20 protein-coding genes and 2 pseudogenes are annotated in these 16005 nt (G+C 38.7%); 12 read left to right on the forward strand and 10 right to left on the reverse strand.

Going from position 1 to position 16005, the window contains the following annotated elements; translation table 11 throughout:
* Window positions 1–84: 84 nt before the first annotated feature.
* Window positions 85–972, forward strand: a complete 888-nt coding sequence (gene fabD / locus BACINT_RS10130; protein ID WP_007662734.1) for an ACP S-malonyltransferase — start codon at window positions 85–87, stop codon at window positions 970–972.
* 178 nt (window positions 973–1150) lie between these two features.
* Complete coding sequence (locus tag BACINT_RS10135; RefSeq protein WP_044155190.1) at window positions 1151–1678, forward strand: hypothetical protein; 528 nt, start codon at window positions 1151–1153, stop codon at window positions 1676–1678.
* A gap of 844 nt (window positions 1679–2522) precedes the next feature.
* Here BACINT_RS10135 and BACINT_RS10140 read toward each other — a convergent pair.
* The 3 genes and pseudogenes from BACINT_RS10140 to BACINT_RS24550 form a co-directional block, all read right to left on the reverse strand.
* A complete protein-coding gene (locus BACINT_RS10140) occupies window positions 2523–3044 on the reverse strand; it encodes a GNAT family N-acetyltransferase (protein ID WP_007662737.1) in 522 nt (173 codons plus the stop codon).
* 24 nt (window positions 3045–3068) lie between these two features.
* A complete protein-coding gene (locus BACINT_RS24545; protein ID WP_316929394.1) occupies window positions 3069–3179 on the reverse strand; it encodes a WG repeat-containing protein in 111 nt (36 codons plus the stop codon).
* Between the two features lie 80 nt (window positions 3180–3259).
* Window positions 3260–3373: pseudogene (locus BACINT_RS24550) on the reverse strand (WG repeat-containing protein); the annotation flags it as partial.
* Window positions 3374–3598: 225 nt separating this feature from the next.
* Between BACINT_RS24550 and BACINT_RS10150 the strand changes: the two are divergent.
* Window positions 3599–4171 carry a DNA-3-methyladenine glycosylase I gene (locus BACINT_RS10150; protein WP_007662741.1) on the forward strand — a complete coding sequence of 191 codons (573 nt, stop codon included), beginning with the start codon at window positions 3599–3601 and terminating at the stop codon, window positions 4169–4171.
* A 118-nt stretch (window positions 4172–4289) separates the two neighbouring features.
* On the opposite strand, the gene BACINT_RS10155 is transcribed toward BACINT_RS10150, so the two are convergent.
* Window positions 4290–4955: a DUF4476 domain-containing protein gene (locus BACINT_RS10155; RefSeq protein WP_007662743.1), complete on the reverse strand. Its 666-nt coding sequence runs from the start codon at window positions 4953–4955 to the stop codon at window positions 4290–4292.
* A gap of 240 nt (window positions 4956–5195) precedes the next feature.
* Between BACINT_RS10155 and BACINT_RS10160 the strand changes: the two genes are divergently transcribed.
* On the forward strand, window positions 5196–5792 hold the full coding sequence (locus tag BACINT_RS10160; RefSeq protein WP_007662744.1) for a sugar O-acetyltransferase: 597 nt from the start codon (window positions 5196–5198) through the stop codon (window positions 5790–5792).
* A 93-nt stretch (window positions 5793–5885) separates the two neighbouring features.
* Here BACINT_RS10160 and BACINT_RS10165 read toward each other — a convergent pair whose 3' ends face one another.
* Window positions 5886–6446, reverse strand: coding sequence for a flavin reductase family protein (locus tag BACINT_RS10165; protein ID WP_007662745.1), 561 nt, complete (start codon window positions 6444–6446; stop codon window positions 5886–5888).
* Between the two features lie 6 nt (window positions 6447–6452).
* Window positions 6453–6989 carry a flavodoxin gene (locus tag BACINT_RS10170; protein WP_007662747.1) on the reverse strand — a complete coding sequence of 179 codons (537 nt, stop codon included), beginning with the start codon at window positions 6987–6989 and terminating at the stop codon, window positions 6453–6455.
* Window positions 6990–7217: 228 nt separating this feature from the next.
* On the opposite strand from BACINT_RS10170, the gene BACINT_RS10175 reads away from it, so the two are divergent.
* The 4 genes from BACINT_RS10175 to BACINT_RS10190 are packed head-to-tail and all read left to right on the forward strand — an operon-like array spanning window position 7218 to window position 8920.
* Window positions 7218–7475: a type II toxin-antitoxin system HicA family toxin gene (locus tag BACINT_RS10175; protein WP_007662748.1), complete on the forward strand. Its 258-nt coding sequence runs from the start codon at window positions 7218–7220 to the stop codon at window positions 7473–7475.
* Window positions 7476–7491: 16 nt separating this feature from the next.
* A complete protein-coding gene (locus BACINT_RS10180; RefSeq protein ID WP_007662757.1) occupies window positions 7492–7830 on the forward strand; it encodes a type II toxin-antitoxin system HicB family antitoxin in 339 nt (112 codons plus the stop codon).
* Between the two features lie 44 nt (window positions 7831–7874).
* Window positions 7875–8588: an RNA polymerase sigma factor gene (locus BACINT_RS10185; RefSeq protein WP_007662759.1), complete on the forward strand. Its 714-nt coding sequence runs from the start codon at window positions 7875–7877 to the stop codon at window positions 8586–8588.
* A gap of 8 nt (window positions 8589–8596) precedes the next feature.
* Window positions 8597–8920: a hypothetical protein gene (locus BACINT_RS10190; RefSeq protein ID WP_007662760.1), complete on the forward strand. Its 324-nt coding sequence runs from the start codon at window positions 8597–8599 to the stop codon at window positions 8918–8920.
* Here BACINT_RS10190 and BACINT_RS10195 read toward each other — a convergent pair.
* Window positions 8909–10006 carry a 6-bladed beta-propeller gene (locus tag BACINT_RS10195; protein WP_007662761.1) on the reverse strand — a complete coding sequence of 366 codons (1098 nt, stop codon included), beginning with the start codon at window positions 10004–10006 and terminating at the stop codon, window positions 8909–8911. The two genes, BACINT_RS10190 and BACINT_RS10195, sit on opposite strands and share 12 nt — an antisense overlap.
* Before the next feature lie 208 nt (window positions 10007–10214).
* Here BACINT_RS10195 and BACINT_RS10200 point away from each other — a divergent pair, with 208 nt between their 5' ends.
* Window positions 10215–10439 (forward strand): DUF4248 domain-containing protein, encoded by a 225-nt coding sequence (locus tag BACINT_RS10200; protein WP_007214061.1) that lies wholly within the window; start codon window positions 10215–10217, stop codon window positions 10437–10439.
* 302 nt (window positions 10440–10741) lie between these two features.
* On the opposite strand, the gene BACINT_RS10205 is transcribed toward BACINT_RS10200, so the two are convergent.
* The gene (locus BACINT_RS10205) at window positions 10742–11470 is read right to left on the reverse strand and encodes a nitroreductase family protein (protein WP_044155192.1); all 729 of its coding nucleotides are present in this window, start codon (window positions 11468–11470) and stop codon (window positions 10742–10744) included.
* A 297-nt stretch (window positions 11471–11767) separates the two neighbouring features.
* Here BACINT_RS10205 and BACINT_RS10210 point away from each other — a divergent pair, with 297 nt between their 5' ends.
* Window positions 11768–12514 (forward strand): DUF1349 domain-containing protein, encoded by a 747-nt coding sequence (locus BACINT_RS10210; protein WP_044154990.1) that lies wholly within the window; start codon window positions 11768–11770, stop codon window positions 12512–12514.
* A gap of 30 nt (window positions 12515–12544) precedes the next feature.
* Here BACINT_RS10210 and BACINT_RS10215 read toward each other — a convergent pair.
* Together BACINT_RS10215 and BACINT_RS10220 are read right to left on the reverse strand one after the other, a co-directional pair.
* Window positions 12545–13264, reverse strand: a pseudogene (locus BACINT_RS10215) (class I SAM-dependent methyltransferase); the annotation flags it as partial.
* A gap of 41 nt (window positions 13265–13305) precedes the next feature.
* Window positions 13306–14058: a class I SAM-dependent methyltransferase gene (locus BACINT_RS10220; protein ID WP_007662766.1), complete on the reverse strand. Its 753-nt coding sequence runs from the start codon at window positions 14056–14058 to the stop codon at window positions 13306–13308.
* Between the two features lie 297 nt (window positions 14059–14355).
* Here BACINT_RS10220 and BACINT_RS10225 point away from each other — a divergent pair, with 297 nt between their 5' ends.
* Complete coding sequence (locus BACINT_RS10225; RefSeq protein WP_007662767.1) at window positions 14356–15246, forward strand: EamA family transporter; 891 nt, start codon at window positions 14356–14358, stop codon at window positions 15244–15246.
* 230 nt (window positions 15247–15476) lie between these two features.
* Window positions 15477–15959 (forward strand): HU family DNA-binding protein, encoded by a 483-nt coding sequence (locus tag BACINT_RS10230; protein WP_007662768.1) that lies wholly within the window; start codon window positions 15477–15479, stop codon window positions 15957–15959.
* Window positions 15960–16005: the final 46 nt, after the last annotated feature.

Raw genomic sequence — 16005 nt, forward strand, 5'->3', positions numbered from 1 at the left:
AAAAACCTTCGTTTGTGCGGTCAATATCAGAAAAAGCTATACCTTTGCACCACTTTTTTAATTAACTACTAAAACAAGAACAGTATGAAAGCATTTGTATTTCCGGGTCAAGGTGCCCAATTCGTAGGAATGGGAAAAGACTTGTATGAAAACTCCGCTTTAGCAAAAGAATTGTTTGAAAAAGCCAATGATATCCTAGGATATCGCATTACGGATATTATGTTCAACGGTACGGACGAAGACCTGCGTCAGACGAAGGTTACTCAGCCTGCCGTATTCCTTCACTCCGTTATCTCCGCACTTTGTATGGGTGATGATTTTAAACCTGAGATGACTGCCGGTCACTCATTGGGTGAATTCTCTGCTCTGGTTGCTGCCAGTGCATTGAGTTTCGAAGATGGATTGAAGCTGGTTTATGCCCGTGCTATGGCTATGCAGAAAGCTTGCGAGATACAGCCCTCTACAATGGCGGCTATCATTGCCCTCTCCGATGAAAAAGTAGAAGAAATCTGCGAGCAAGTAACCGCTGAAGGTGAAGTTTGCGTTGCAGCCAACTATAACTGTCCGGGACAGATCGTAATTTCCGGTTCTATCGAAGGCATCAACAAGGCATGCGAACTGATGAAAGCTGCCGGAGCAAAACGTGCTTTGCCTTTGAAGGTAGGCGGCGCTTTCCACTCTCCGCTGATGAATCCTGCAAAAGTTGAATTGGAAGCAGCCATCAACGCTACTGAAATCCACGCTCCCAAATGTCCGGTTTATCAGAATGTAGATGCATTGCCTCATACTGATCCGGAAGAAATCAAGAAGAATCTCGTTGCTCAGCTGACAGCTTCTGTACGCTGGACGCAGACTGTTAAGAATATGGTTACTGATGGTGCTACCGACTTCACAGAATGTGGCCCGGGTGCTGTACTGCAAGGTCTGATCAAGAAGATTGCACCGGAGGTATCTGCTCACGGTATTGCATAATCCTTAAATACAACATATTTGTAAGGGCTGTCTTTTTAACTAAAGACAGCCCTCTATTTTGTAATCATACTATCCGCATTCAGAATAGGAAGATAAACAGCATCTCAACAAAACTTTTTCATGCAAGCATGAAAGTTCTGCGTTCGCTTTGCATTATCTTTGCAAAAACATGCATGATATGGAGAAAATCGACGAATACAAAAACACCCTTGCAATGCCTCTTTGCAAACTATCAATAGATAAGTTGGTGCAGGAAATATGCCTGCATCCGGAATACCTTAAAGATATATACCAATTGATTTCCGATGATAAAATCGTCGTTTCATGGCGGGCTATATGGGCATGTGAGAAAGTAAGTGAGAAGCATCCCGGCTGGTTTGTTCCATTGCTGGATGATATTATTCAGCGATTATTGGTCTGCCAACATGATGGTTCCAAACGGTTGTTGCTGTCTATATTATATAATGTACCTGCATCTGATCCTGTCTCTGTCGATTTGCTAAATTATTGTCTGGATCACATGTTGGCTCCACAAGAAAGTATCGGTGTGCAGGCATTATCTATCAGAATGGCTTACCAGCTTTGCAAGTCTGAGCCGGAACTTTTGAAAGAACTGCAACTCATATTAGAGAATGCAGATACCGAATATTACTCCACAGGCGTTAAGACTACCATACGGAATATCCTGAAAAAGATAAATAAATAATTGAGGTTTCGCAAGTTATGATATTTAGGAGTTAAAATCAGCTATAAAACAAATTAAATCCAATAACTATAACAAGCAATGTCATGATGCAAAACTAGCAATCTTGTAATGCGGAATATTGCTTAGTTTTGCATCATGACATTGCTTGTTATGTTCCGTTTAAGGCTTCTGGGTGGGTTACCGTATTATTTTTCGCAGACTATTCTTGAAAAAGTATAACAATATTAAGACCAATAAAAGCCTTATTAGGGGTCAAAATAGGTTCAGGGTCACTTATAACCCCATTTATAGGCCATTTTTATTTATATCAGCCAATATAATGCTAATATACAGACAGTTGACTTTTTTAGACTTTTGCAAAAAACGTATTTCAGTAGATTTGGAATATTGCAATCTGAACAAACCTTAAATAGATAAATATTTAATACAAAAAGTAAAACAATAAAGCGGAAGTGATAAAGAGTGAATAATAAAATCTTTATTCCTTAGTAGTTTAGCACTATTATAGTATGTTTTATTTACATCCATTTTAAATATCTTATTCATTTAAGCAGGAATTGGGGGTATAAGTGACCCTGAACCTATTTTGACCCCTAAACAGTACACTTTTTGTTTTTTTTTTGAGGCATAAAAGATTGATATACAATCATTAATCGTCAGAGAATCATTTTGTCCATGAGTTCACTTCATACACGCTGTTTTAGAAGAAAGTAAGAACCGTCTTTCTGATTGTCAAAAGAAAAAGCGCAACATGCGTTCGCGGATAATTTATCACTTCAGCAAAAGTTAAGAAGTTAAGTTTCGTAAGTACTGTTTTCCACTCCAAATTTACAGGTAGTGTACCCTAAATTATTTTTCTGTAATCCCCATCACTTTTCTTCTTAAACCCATTGCTTAGCAGCACCTTTATTGAAGCCACATTTTCTTCGGAAGGGTCCGCCGCTATTTCACGTCCTCCCAATTCAATGATCTTTTCTTCCAACTTCCTGATAATCATTTTACCAATACCTCTATTCAGATACTCTTCTTCGCCAATCAAATATCCGATCTCGTACGTATGATTCTTTTCAGATATGTCTCCATACAAACTCTCAAAGTCGTGCCCTTCTTCCTCCAAGTCTTTCAAGAAAAAGCAATCAGCATAAAGACAATATCCGATCTTCTTATCCTTATAGTAAACAATAAAATGTTTCATAAAGTCATATTTACCATCTCTATTATTGACTTCGTCCAACCAAGCCTCCTTCTGTTCTTCCCCATCCGGACATAGCCATTTGTAAATATAATCTTTTCTCAACCATCTATCAAACCACAATATATCTTCGCCAAGCAGAGGCTTTAATACTATTTCGTCTGTATCAATCATAAATTCATGTATGTCATTTCATGTTTATTCAACCCAATTTCCTTTCACATCAATAAAGAACGTTTCACCGTTCAGCTTCACCTTTGCTTTGCCATCTTTATTAAAATAGCGGGCGTCATCATATATAAAAGAAATAACTTCTTTCCCGTTTTATCTACATATCCCCACCAACCATTCTGCCGAACTAATGCCAATCCTACAGAAAAAGCATGGGCATAGTCATAGATAAACGGCACGACTTCTTCGCCTGTTGCAGTATCTAAAAAGCCCCATCTACCATTGTATTCCGTTGGCACTAATTTTTGTACTTTCATTTTTTGAGTATCCATAATAGTATAATCCGTTATTGAATTGATAAATAAGAAATAGTTCAAGCCTGCTTTCTGCTGTAAAGATAGGAATTAAATTGAGACTGAGCGCAGAACTCAGTAATAAGGCTGATGAATAGCAGTTTATCCAAGAAAAGGAAGAAGCTGAAATAGAATAACTTATTAAAATTTGGCACGCCATTGTGAATAAACTATATTTGTACATTCATTATAAGTACTATAATTATGCAAGATTTTGTAAACGGACGCTGTGGTTGGTGCGGAACTGACGAACTGTATGTGAAATACCATGATCAAGAGTGGGGAAATTTAGTGACCGACGACAAGACACTGTTTGAGTTTCTTGTGCTGGAGAGCGCCCAGGCCGGATTAAGTTGGATAACCATCCTCAAAAAACGTGAGGGATATCGCAAAGCCTTTTGTGATTTCGATGCCGAACAAGTAGCACAAATGACCGATGAAGATGTCGAGCGGCTGATGCATTTTGATGGTATCGTGAAGAATCGTCTGAAAATCAAATCTACCATCACAAATGCAAGGCTATTCCTCGCCATACAAAAGGAGTTCGGCAGTTTCTATGAATATACACTGTCGTTCTTTCCTGATAGAAAACCGATTATCAATACCTTTCAATCCTTGAGTGAGATTCCGGTATCATCTCCCGAATCTGATGCCATGAGCAAGGATATGAAAAAACGAGGATTCAAGTTCTTCGGATCTACGATCTGCTACGCCCATTTGCAGGCTGCGGGATTCGTCAACGATCATCTGGCGGACTGTATCTGTCGAAAAGGATAAATGACAGTATAACTTCATACAAAGTAAAAGGCGGTATTTCCTCGCATGGATTTACCGCCTTTCCGTTGAAATATATGAAGTTTAGTTTTTGAGTTCGCTTATAGAACCAAGTATCATTTTACTTCTTTATTCCCAAAATACTTCTTGCTTTCTCTTCACTGGAGATAAAATCGAGTGCATTGATTATCTCGTCATAATTCTCCCGGTCGGAGATATTCGGAGCTATAATTTTCAGAACTTCCAGTTTGTCGTCATCAAACCGATATATCGACATCATCCGCACACACTGTTTGCAACTCAATCCTCTGTTACCGATTCCGGCTTCCAATAATTCCAGTTGGTCGTCCTTGAAAGGTTTGCTCTTCACTTTGTTGTAAAGCGACTGGAAATCCCTCTCATTCATCCCTCTTCCACCACTAACGTGCGGACGGGAGGAAGCAGTTCCATCACCTACTTCAATAGCAGGATATACAGCAACAGGCGGATGAGGAGCTGTGTTAAAAGAATTCATCCCTACAACACGCCCGTTTACGAAATCTATGACAATCGATGTAGTCACAGTAGATAAATTGCCACCGGCAACAAGTTTCACATACTCCCACTGCTCTGTTTCTTGGTCAAAACGGCGATATTGTGGTTTTCCAAGTATGGAAGAAACTTCTTTTTGGGTCATCCCTTTTTGGACACTCATCATGATGTCTTTACTCGATCCGATAATGCTGGCGCAGCTATTTATGCCAATCATAAATGCCAGTAGTGCTAATGTCAGTTTTATTGTTTTCATTGCATATATTGTTTTTTACTTTTTATGTTGCTACAAATATAAGTGGAGAAAAACATATAATATTATCTTTTTCCCTATTATTTAGGAGGATTTCCCTATTCATATATAGAGTTATGGATTTCAATAAAAAAGATAAAGCTATGGAGGGAAACATCTTTTTCCTATCTTTGTCACATAATGTGACGAGTAATTCACCTCCATAGTAATTGGAATGCTCTAAAAATTAGTAGATTGCAATATATGAAAACAGAATTGGAAAAGTGCTTAGCCGGAGAGCTGTTTAACGGTGGTGACAAAGTATTGGCAGATATGACGCTGAATGCTAAAAGATTATTGAAACAGCTAAATGAAACGGATTATGCCGACACGGAACAGAGAAAGCGAATCTTTCATGATTTGTTTGGCAAAATGGGAGAACATGTCCATATTGATATTGATTTCCATTGTGAATACGGGAAGCATATTTTCATCGGTGATCAGGTTATCATCAATATGAACTGTACGTTTGTAGACAATAACATCATTGAGATAGGCGACAATGTGTTGATAGCGTCCAATGTACAGATATACACCGCCACCCACTCTACCAAATTGCAAGAAAGAGTCGTAGCGGATTGGGAAGCAGGAGAAGGTATTTGCAAAACCTATGCACTCCCCGTAAGAATAAATGATGGAGCGTGGATTGGTGGTGGTGCGATAATCCTACCAGGAGTGACAATTGGAAAAAACAGTGTCATAGGTGCCGGCAGTATAGTAACTCGCTCTATTCCTGACAACTGTGTAGCCGTAGGAAATCCTTGCAGGGTGATTAAACAAATTGATAATGAAGTAGTTTAACAGAACTATCACAATGTATCATTGATCTGTATTCCTCAAAGTATTTAAGCTATACTTTGAGGAATATTTTTTTGTGAAGACCTGATTTTAGAATCATTTCAATGCCTTACCATCCGAAAAAGCCTTACCCACCTTTTCGCCCACCTTCAGATAATCATTGTTGAACGGATCGAAGATGATAGGAGCTACTTTGGAAGCATCTACTTTCCCGTTTTCATCAAGTACACGCTCGTCTACACTCACATTTACGATCTCTCCACGCAAGATGCAGGTTTCGGGATTATAATCTTTCAGTTTGCACTCCATCGCTACGGACAGTTCGTCAATCAACGGAGCGTCCACGAACTCCGAACGGGTGGCATGGAAGCCTGCACGGGCGAATTTATCCGTTACCTTATTGCCGGAAACGATACCTACATAATCGCATGCAACAACCTGCCCCACTTCCGCCATACTTACTGTAAATGCTTTGCGCTTCAGGATATTCGCAGTGGTCTTGTGTCCTTCGCTGATGCAAATACTGATCTCTTTCATTTCACTGATACCACCCCAAGCCGCATTCATAGCGTTGGGGAGTCCATTTTCATCATAAGCAGCGATGATAAACACCGGCTGCGGATAGGAAAAGGGTTTTGCTCCGTAATTCTTTCTCATACTAATTTATTTTTGAGTCCATTGTTTAATGTCTTCTTTGGTTGCACCGTTCAGCAGTTTGCCTTTCTGCCACTTCAAATTGGAATAAGTTTTCTGCAATTCCTTTTCGGAATTGGAGATACTGCTTCCGCCCGACGTGGCAAACAGAATCACTGTCTTACCTGAAAAATCACCACTTTCTATAAAAGTATTAATGATTCTCGGAGCTAAATTCCACCAGATGGGAAAACCAATATAAATAGTATCATAGTCCGCCAGGTTTTCCGCTTTGGAGCTTAAGGCAGGACGTGATTTAGCATCCGCCATCTCCACACTGCTGCGTGAGGACTTGTCGTGCCAATCCAGATCAGCAGAGGTGTACTTCTTCGCAGGCTGTATTTCGTAGAGAGTACCACTTGTGACTTCAGCAACGACCTTGGCTGCTTTTTCTGTTGTTCCCGTTGCCGAGAAATAGGCAACCAATGTCTTAGAACTTTGTTTCTGTGCGATTGCGGTCAAACATAACGCCATAATCGCTACCATAAAGAATGTAAGTCTTTTCATATGATATATTATTTAGTTCAAACATAGATTACTTTTCCGTAGCAAACGCTTCGATTCGGGAAGCATATTGCAATGATACAAAATTACGGAGTATTATCCAGTATGCAGGTATATAAATTACGGAATATATAACCAATATTACGGATGTATCTCCTTTTGACATACTTTATACCCCCTATTATTGGATTGTAACTATTTTGTAGTTACATTTGCTAAACTTATAAATGAATGGGAACAAAAGAAAAACTTATCGAACGTTTCAAGTCGTTACCAGCAAATTTTACATTTGAAGAAATGGAACGCTTGTTGTCGATATTTGGTTATGAAAAATCGAATAAAGGTAAAACTTCCGGTTTGAGAGTTATCTTTAAGAATGGAGACAAACGCCCTATAATGATTCACAAACCTCATCCCGGCAACCTTATCAAAGGGTATGCAATGAAACAAGTATTAAATGATTTGATGGATGCAGGTTTTATAAAATGAAGAAAGGAGTATTATTATGAATACATTAAGGTACAAAGGTTTCATTGGGTCTGTCAACTTCAGTGAAGAAGACAGCGTTTTTTTCGGTAAAATAGAAGGAATAAATGGAATGGTTAATTTCGAAGGACAGAGTGTTCAAGAACTGACAGAAGCATTTCATGGAGCAGTCGATGATTATCTGGCTTATTGTGAAGAAGAAGGGGTACAACCGCACAAAAGCTATTCAGGATCATTAAATGTTCGTCTGACTCCTGAGATACATAGCCATATCGCAATGCTGGCACAGCGTGCAGGTATCTCTATCAATGCTTTCATCAAACAAGCACTGGAGAAGCAAATTACAGCTATGTTATAGAATAGAAATTCATTCTATTATAATCACTATATTTGTCATTGCGCATGCTCGGGCGGATTGAAGATGCCGAAGACGCAAAGCAAGACATTCTGATAAAGGTCATCACAAGCCTTTCTTCTTATAAAGGAAAAAGTTTATTTTCGACATGGGTGTATAAAATAGCCGTAAACCATTTAATCAATGAGAAGAATAAAGACTTCGCAAATCATCCTTTGTCTTTTGAAATCTTCGGGAGTGATATAGACAGATATGTCGCCTCTTCAGTTGACCAAACGAATCTGGCTGAGAAAAAGATTTTCTCGGAAGAGCTGAAACTGTCATGCACCAACGTTTTGCTTCAATGCTTAAATCCATTTGACAGGTTAATCTTCATTCTGGGAACCATGTTTGATGTAGACAGCCGGCTGGGAAGTGAGATTACAGGATTGTCGGCTGACAACTTCAGGCAACGGCTGTCACGCTCCAGAAAAGTAATGAGTTCTTTCCTGTCAGAATATTGCGAGCACGCAGGAGGCAAGAAATGTAACTGTATGAACCGGGTAAATTATGCCCTCAGCCAACATCGTATCGATCCTGCCCTGCCTTACTCATCATCATTGGTACCGGAGAGAATCTCCACATCGAAGTCTGCCATGGAAAACATTGATGCCGCGACAGCTCTGTATTCAAACTTACTCAGACACTCTTCTAAACAGCAAGCCAAAGAATATCTTTTCAATCTGCTTAAAACAGATGATTTTTCATCACTAACTAAATAATATCTGACATGGACAAATTATTTTTCTCGGCAATTATCGGATTGATTGCCGGAGTCATAGACATCATTCCTATGATTATGCAGAAACTTCCCCGCTACTCCACCGTTTTGGCGTTTTTCCATTACTTCTTTGTTTCAATCATTATTCTCAATGTAGACATACCTCATATTCCCTGGTGGCTGGAAGGAGGTGTTGTAGGCTTGGCACTAACTATCCCGATGCTTATTCAAGTAGGACATTCGGATAAGAAATCTTTGCCAATAATAGCATTCAATGCTGTAATATTGGGAACATTGGTTGGACTTGCTGGACACTATATTTCAGTTTCCTAAATCCACACAGAGCAATGTAGGATTTGAGTCATCCTCCTCATTAGCTAAACCATATTGAGCCAATTTATCAATAGAAAGCAATGTATATGCCTTGTTGTTCCGGATAAGGGAAACGGGAGTATTTACAATTGCTTTCTCATTATAAGGCATGACATATCCTTTTTCCGAATGAGTCAACAATTCCCCGCTATTTGTATCCCATAGTGTATAATGCCTGCTCTCATTCCAGAAGAAATCATAAAACAACAGGTCATTCACCAATAAAGCATTTTCCGCTTTGATGCAATACTTCCCTTCCGTAAGCATACGTTCAAGATCGCCATTCAAATCTGTCGGCATCTTTAGTTTGCCCTGATTGATGGCCACAGCGGGAATGAGTTTTTCCTTTCTGCTGGCATACAGCGTATCATTAATCACAATACACACTTGGTCGTTTCCGTCTCTGAATCTGGGCACGATGTAGCCACCCGAAAAGCCCGTCACCGATTCAACATCGAAAGGAAAGAAAGATTGTTTCATGTTCCAGTCCTTATCAAAGAAGGCTACTAAGTGCGATTTCTGATATTCTCTTTTGTAGGTTCCCCAATATCCGTTGGATACACCAATAAAGTTGGATATACTATCTTTGGGGTATTCGCTGACGAAAGTCCCGTCCGGCTTATATAATTTAGTCTTATTAGGAGTAGCAACATAAATCAACTCTTTTTCTTCATCAAAAAAGCGGGAAAAGATGTCGGCATATTCTTCAGGTCCATTTCCTTTCCTGTCCATCACAGAAAGAAAAGAACCGTTTTCGGCATTAAAGAAATAAAAACTCGTCTTATCTCCGATAACTATGTACTTTGGAGTCACATTAAGCAGGTACGCATTAGCACTCAACAGGCATTTATCATTCGTTTCCAACCGGATCGTTTTCGGATTTTTGAAAAGAGATTGATATTGTGCCGAAGTGTAGTCCGCATCAAAGTGTTCGACGCCTTTATCAATACTGACTGTAGAAACCTGATCATGTGAACCTTTTTCTCCGGAACAAGCCGTGAGAAGAAAAAGAGAGATGCTGAGAAAGGAAATACAAGAGTGTCGCATATTGTTTTTTGTTATGTTGTAAGTTGGGCAAATTTATAAAAAAAAAACGAATATACAAGATGTTATCTCAGAAAAATGAGAAGAATAAAAAAAGAAAAAATAAAAGTCGGAAAAACCAACCCAAATACTTGACTTCGCCTTTCTGATGTAGTATCTTTGTAGAGCTTTAAAAAACTGAATTTTAATATTAAACCTAAAACCTTAGCAAATGGCAAAACTGATTCTTTCTTTCTCCGAATTGGCCGGTATGTATTTCCCCGGTTGTTCCACTCCGAAAAATGCAGTAAGATCTTTACAACGAAGCATTAAAAGGTGTACAAATCTGGCGACTGCTTTAGTTGAAACGGGCTATCAGCCTTATAATCATCGTTGGCTCTCTCCCAAGCAATACGGGCTGATAATAGAGAATCTGGGTGATCCATTCCCGGAATAATAATAGACAATAAATAGGAAAGGCGGTTGTTCTTCATAAGAATCACCGCCTTTTTTGTTGATATTTATCAAGTTTAGGCCTAAAAGAGGCTTTTTACGTTTTTAATAAACGTTGAGCACATTCTTTAAAAACGTTCCCGTTATTCTTAAAAAACGAATAACAGGAAGCTGAACAAGGCAGAAAAACGCCTATAATTTGTCTATATTTGAGACTATGATATATTCTATTTTACTTAGCATAAACGAACTTTACATTTTTACAATACCTGACATATAGCATGAACTGATAATCAAAAAACGACTTTAAATTCTACGATAAACTTCATCAAATGGTACTCTGCACCGTTCTCCCCAGATTCCTTTATTTCCGTCCCGTATTTCACAGGGGATAACCATATTTATTTCAGCACCATGAGGCAATTTCAGTATCCTTTTTAGCCGACGGCTATCTAAACCTTCCAGAGGACAAGTGTCATACCCTTCGTTTGCCATAGCAATCATAAACGTTTGGGCAGCGAGTGCACAAGATTTATGGGCAGTCACGCGCATATCATTTTCGGAGACTTCGAGCATCATCGGGCGGAAAATGCTGATGATATTAACCAGTAGTTTTCTGAATAATCCCAAAATTCCAAAGAAACGGGCATAAACAAACGGCATCAATTTGCCATAGTATAATTCCCGGTCTTTGATGCGTTTGGCCTGACGTTCTTTCGGACTGTAACGCCGGATATTCTCCCGCTCGAAGTCAAGTACAAACCGCGCATGTTTCCTGTACCAATCACGCCGCACCACGAAAACGACTATTTGTGAAGCTGTAGAAGTGGCTTTCTGATCGAGACAAGCTCTTGAAACCTTTGCCAGTAATTCGGGCTGAGTGATATGATAGAACTCCCACAACTGCATATCCGAGCTGTTGGGAGCTAATGTTGCCAATTCCAGACAATGTTTTATTCGTTCCGGATCTATCAGTTTTGTTCTGTCATACGCTCGCACAGAGCGACGATAATGGAGGACTTCGTCTAAATTCATAATGCTGTAAAATGTTATAATACTATTATACTTTTCCTTAGAGCTAAAAAACTTCAGGATACCCATAGAATTAATTCTATAGTATAAGATTAAAAACATCTCCATAAGCTAATTGTTCCTCAACTAACCAGACTTTTCGTGTAATCAGAATATCGATGTGCTGTATATCACTAATTCGTGATGCTTTCCAAAACCGGTTTATTGTCCCGTTATGAATTTGGTTATTTTTCACCATTGTGTGAATGGCCGAAACAGACTATTTTTGCAAAAAATTAATCATTCATAATCTATTAAGCAATGAAAAGTAATACTATTTGTCAAGTAATTCTTGCAGGAAGCATCATATTGGCTTCTTGCCAATCTAACAATTCTGCTAAGCAAGATGAGTCTCAACAAACAATGAACGAAACAGTTATGAACAAAGTTACAGATTGCAAAATCAGTGCGGGAAACATCACTTTCACTAATGCCATCAATGGAGCTGAAAATTGCGTGAAACTGCTTGATGATGGCGCATTGGAATTCCATTGTGCCGGAGGACTGGATTTCTTCAGTGACCCGAATGGAAAACTGTCAAATACAACGCTTCCTATTCTGCTTGTCCCCGTTGAGAACACGAAACCTTTTACGTTAATAGCCAAGGTTACTCCGGAATTCACAACGGAGGGATTGTATAATGCAGCTGACCTTTTTGTATATTCTTGTGATTCACTCTGGCAGAAACTGGCATTTGAACAGGATGAATACGGTAACCACCGTATTGTTACAGTAAGAACACAAGGAACATCCGATGATAATAATCATGATAAATTAGATGTTTCATCTGTTTACTTGAAGATTTCATCTGATACAAAAACCATTGCCAGCTATTATTCCATCGACAAGAAAAGATGGAACATGGTTCGTCTATACAAGAATTGTTATCCAAAGAACATCTATTTGGGCATCAGTAGCCAGTGTCCTCAAAAAGGCAGCTGCACAAGTCGTTTTGAAGAAATTTCTTTGTCTCACGATAATGTTAGCGATTTCCGCTTGGGAGAATAAACCATTATATATTGAAAGTGTAATTTTGCGGAATCCTACCTTTCTCAATATACTTGTTATTTCTTCCTCCGAATAATACCTTTCCCAAATGATGAAATGTTTGGCTGTGTCTTCAAGTATCAGGTTATATTGATATGCAAAAACTTTGTTCTCCGGATAATGGAATGTTTGGCTTAGAAGTAAATATTCACTTTCATTCCAGAACCCACCGCAAGGGGCATATTTCCAATCCCGGCTTTCCTGTCTGTCATCAATAATCCCTTCCGAGAAAACATCAAAAATGAGAATACCTCCATCAGTCAGCGAAAGATATATATTGTCCAGCAATTGGTCGCGATCACTATCCGGATGGGTTCCCATATCACAATAGATCATGGTGATTGCATCGTACTTACCCATAGGATAATTATTGATGTAGTCACCCAAAATATAGTTGATTTCCTCCCGTTTTCCAATGGCATATTCTATAGAAGCTTTATTAAAATCAATGCCCGTCACCATATAATCCTTATCTGCTAAAAGCGATGTGTACAGTCCCGGACCGCAACCTAAATCAAGCAAATGACTTTGGGGCTTTGTGTGCTGGAGTATGAAATCCACTATCTTCAGAACTGATTCCCGCTTTCGGCTGGCACCATCAGATTGCGGATCAAGGTGATCTTTTAATATCTGCTGCTGAATATACGGGTCGGTCCAAATGTTATGAGCGGACTTTTCAAATAAAACAGGTTTATGATCTATGATTCTCATGCTTTCTTGTAGATAGTTCTTTCATATTATTCATTAATAGCTCATTGGCAAACAAAAATCTGTTTTTCCGAATAATCACAAAATGCTTCTTCTTCAAAACTGCCAAACTTATGAAGAATTTCAAAACCGTTCCATTCCAGGTATGAATCTAACTCTTGAGGAAAGAATAGCCTCATATCCAAATTTTGAACAGAATCAAACTCACCATTAATGAAATAGTGCCATTCTATGCGATTTATCTGAGTTTTGCTCTCGTATCGCATCATCTGCTTTATCAATACTTCTCTCCCATCTTTGGTGGTATATTCAGCAATTTCTATTGGCTCTTTTTCATGTTCTACAATGTATTGGATATTGGGATTAAAACAATCTAACAAAAATATGCCTCCTGCTTTGAGATGATTTTTAACCACACGTAATGCTTTAAACAAATCTTCATTTTGATATAAATGATGGATCGAATTGAAAGGAATAAAGACAAGGTCATATTTCTTCTTTAAATCGAGAATTCTGATGTCAGCCTCAATAAATTCTATTTCTAATCCTGCTCCGGCAGCTTTTACTTTCGCTTGTTCAAGCATAGAAGCAGTGTAGTCTACCCCGCTGATATCATATCCTTCCTGTGCTATCGGAATAGTAAGTCTGCCTGTACCGCAACAAAGTTCAAGTATACAGGCAGACTTGTTTTTAGGCAGCCATCGCTTGTAAAATAGCAAATCATCTATATGGGTATTCATTCCATCATAAATATTCGCATCATAAATTAAATCCCCAACTTTATAATTGCTATTCATCTGATTCTTCAATATCTGGTGAGTACTAGTATTTACTGTTAAACATACAAAGGTAGTACTATTTATCGTGTTTTTTCCTATCTTTGCAGATATTCTTAAGAGAACTACAGATGTATTACAATAACCTGTTTACTACAAACAATCCCCCGGTAGCAGTCTAAAAGCTGAGCAACCGGATTCCATTTATATCATTTTCCTACCTTTCAAGGGTATTGGAATAGAAGGATTATACCTATTCCTTATTCAAGGTTGTTCAGCCAAATCTTTTGGTTTTATTAATATAAAAACAACTTTGAAATGAAAAATCTGAAATATATTTTCATGGTTCTGCTCGGTGGAACCATGTATGGTACGATGTCTTCCTTTGTGAAACTATCGTACACAAAAGGCTTCAATGCCGCTGAAATATCTTTTTGGCAGGCTTTTATCGCCGCCTTATTACTTGCAATATATGCTTTTTTCACAAGAAAGAATATCAAGGGTAAGTTGACCTTCGGCAATTTTATATTCTTACTTTTTACAGGCAGTGCTATCGGACTAACAAATTTCTTTTATTATGAATCCGTAAGTTACATCTCGGCATCATTGGCTATCGTCATCCTTATGCAGTTCACATGGTTCAGCCTGTTGTTGGAATGGCTTATATTTAAAAGCAAACCGTCCAAACCTGAATTGATTACTGTTTCATTTATCTTGGTCGGAACGATAATGGCTGGAAATATCCTTGGGGCAAAAGCATGGGAGTTTTCGATGAAAGGCGTCCTGTTTGCATTAAGCTCTTCACTCACTTATACCGTGTATATCATAGCCAACAGTCGGGTTAGCAAGAGTGTTCGTTGGCAAACTAAAAGCATGGTTATAATGATGGGATCTTCATTGTGTCTATTTTCAATAAACAGTGAAATAATTCTGTCAAGTGATTATCTAAATGACAAATTCTTCTGTTGGGCTATATTTCTTGCCGTTGTGGGTACGACTGTTCCGACAGCCTTGTTTGCCTCCGGCATTTCAAAGATTGGTGTCGGTATCAGTTCTATACTAATGACTGTAGAGCTTCCCGTTGCCATTATTTGTGCAAGAATAGTGTTGAAAGAGCAAATAGGTTCCCTGCAAATTGTTGGAATAGTGATTATGCTTGCATCTATTTGCATAATGAATTATTATAAAGTTTATAAATCTAAAAGGTGAATATATAGGTTTTACGATAAAAAGATAAAAAAAGAATCGCACGGTATTTGGGGTAAAGTATTGGTTCTTATTTAGATAGAAATGTATATTAATATTTTCCTCCGAATTATTTGTTTAAAGGTACCGAAAGGGGACAATCTCCCTTGTGCCGTATAGTACCTTTGCAAAGTCATCTGAAACAAATGACAACAGTAAACCTTATTTTTTCAACCTATTAAACTTTAATTATTATGGCTTTAGAGTATGTAGTGACCAAGAGAGTGTTTGGCTTTGACGACACAAAGACTGAGAAGTATGTAGCAAAATCTGTACGTTCGGGACAGATGAGTTTTAGTAAAACGTGTGCAAAGGTCAGTCGACTTTGCGGAGTCCATCGAAAAGTGGTAGACTTGGTAGTCAGCGGTCTGGTTGATATGATGGCGGAGGATATTGATGACGGAAAGAGCGTTCAATTGGGAGAGTTCGGCATCTTTCGCCCCACCATTAAGGCCAAAAGTGCGGATACCGCAGAAGGTGTTACGGCAAGCAATATAGTACGTAAGCGTATTGTTTTTACTCCGGGAAAGATTTTCCAACGTACTTTGGGAGAAATGAGCGTAACCCGCGCCATTCCCATCGATACAGATTATACGGATGGAAGCAGTTCCGGTGGTAACGGTAGCGGCGGTAGCCAAGGAGGTGACGGTGGTATAGAGGATGATCCGTTAGGATAATGCCAAATTAAGGAGATGTGTCAAAACTAAGGCACATCTCCTTTTT

Origin of the sequence: Bacteroides intestinalis DSM 17393 (genome assembly GCF_000172175.1) — a bacterium.
In the GTDB taxonomy this organism is placed as follows: Bacteria; Bacteroidota; Bacteroidia; order Bacteroidales; family Bacteroidaceae; genus Bacteroides; species Bacteroides intestinalis.

Excerpts from the sequence above, each read along its gene's own strand:
- BACINT_RS10200 (WP_007214061.1), top strand. The coding sequence starts at position 10,215 with ATGGCAAAACTGATTCTTTCTTTCTCCGAATTGGCCGGTATGTATTTC.
- BACINT_RS10185 (WP_007662759.1), top strand. The coding sequence starts at position 7,875 with ATGCTCGGGCGGATTGAAGATGCCGAAGACGCAAAGCAAGACATTCTG.
- BACINT_RS10195 (WP_007662761.1), bottom strand. The coding sequence starts at position 10,006 with ATGCGACACTCTTGTATTTCCTTTCTCAGCATCTCTCTTTTTCTTCTC.
- BACINT_RS10190 (WP_007662760.1), top strand. The coding sequence starts at position 8,597 with ATGGACAAATTATTTTTCTCGGCAATTATCGGATTGATTGCCGGAGTC.
- BACINT_RS10135 (WP_044155190.1), top strand. The coding sequence starts at position 1,151 with ATGGAGAAAATCGACGAATACAAAAACACCCTTGCAATGCCTCTTTGC.
- BACINT_RS10220 (WP_007662766.1), bottom strand. The coding sequence starts at position 14,058 with ATGAATAGCAATTATAAAGTTGGGGATTTAATTTATGATGCGAATATT.
- fabD (WP_007662734.1), top strand. The coding sequence starts at position 85 with ATGAAAGCATTTGTATTTCCGGGTCAAGGTGCCCAATTCGTAGGAATG.
- BACINT_RS10170 (WP_007662747.1), bottom strand. The coding sequence starts at position 6,989 with ATGAAAAGACTTACATTCTTTATGGTAGCGATTATGGCGTTATGTTTG.
- BACINT_RS10180 (WP_007662757.1), top strand. The coding sequence starts at position 7,492 with ATGAATACATTAAGGTACAAAGGTTTCATTGGGTCTGTCAACTTCAGT.
- BACINT_RS10205 (WP_044155192.1), bottom strand. The coding sequence starts at position 11,470 with ATGAATTTAGACGAAGTCCTCCATTATCGTCGCTCTGTGCGAGCGTAT.
- BACINT_RS10210 (WP_044154990.1), top strand. The coding sequence starts at position 11,768 with ATGAAAAGTAATACTATTTGTCAAGTAATTCTTGCAGGAAGCATCATA.
- BACINT_RS10150 (WP_007662741.1), top strand. The coding sequence starts at position 3,599 with ATGCAAGATTTTGTAAACGGACGCTGTGGTTGGTGCGGAACTGACGAA.
- BACINT_RS10230 (WP_007662768.1), top strand. The coding sequence starts at position 15,477 with ATGGCTTTAGAGTATGTAGTGACCAAGAGAGTGTTTGGCTTTGACGAC.
- BACINT_RS10175 (WP_007662748.1), top strand. The coding sequence starts at position 7,218 with ATGGGAACAAAAGAAAAACTTATCGAACGTTTCAAGTCGTTACCAGCA.
- BACINT_RS10140 (WP_007662737.1), bottom strand. The coding sequence starts at position 3,044 with ATGATTGATACAGACGAAATAGTATTAAAGCCTCTGCTTGGCGAAGAT.
- BACINT_RS10165 (WP_007662745.1), bottom strand. The coding sequence starts at position 6,446 with ATGAGAAAGAATTACGGAGCAAAACCCTTTTCCTATCCGCAGCCGGTG.
- BACINT_RS10160 (WP_007662744.1), top strand. The coding sequence starts at position 5,196 with ATGAAAACAGAATTGGAAAAGTGCTTAGCCGGAGAGCTGTTTAACGGT.
- BACINT_RS10225 (WP_007662767.1), top strand. The coding sequence starts at position 14,356 with ATGAAAAATCTGAAATATATTTTCATGGTTCTGCTCGGTGGAACCATG.
- BACINT_RS10155 (WP_007662743.1), bottom strand. The coding sequence starts at position 4,955 with ATGAAAACAATAAAACTGACATTAGCACTACTGGCATTTATGATTGGC.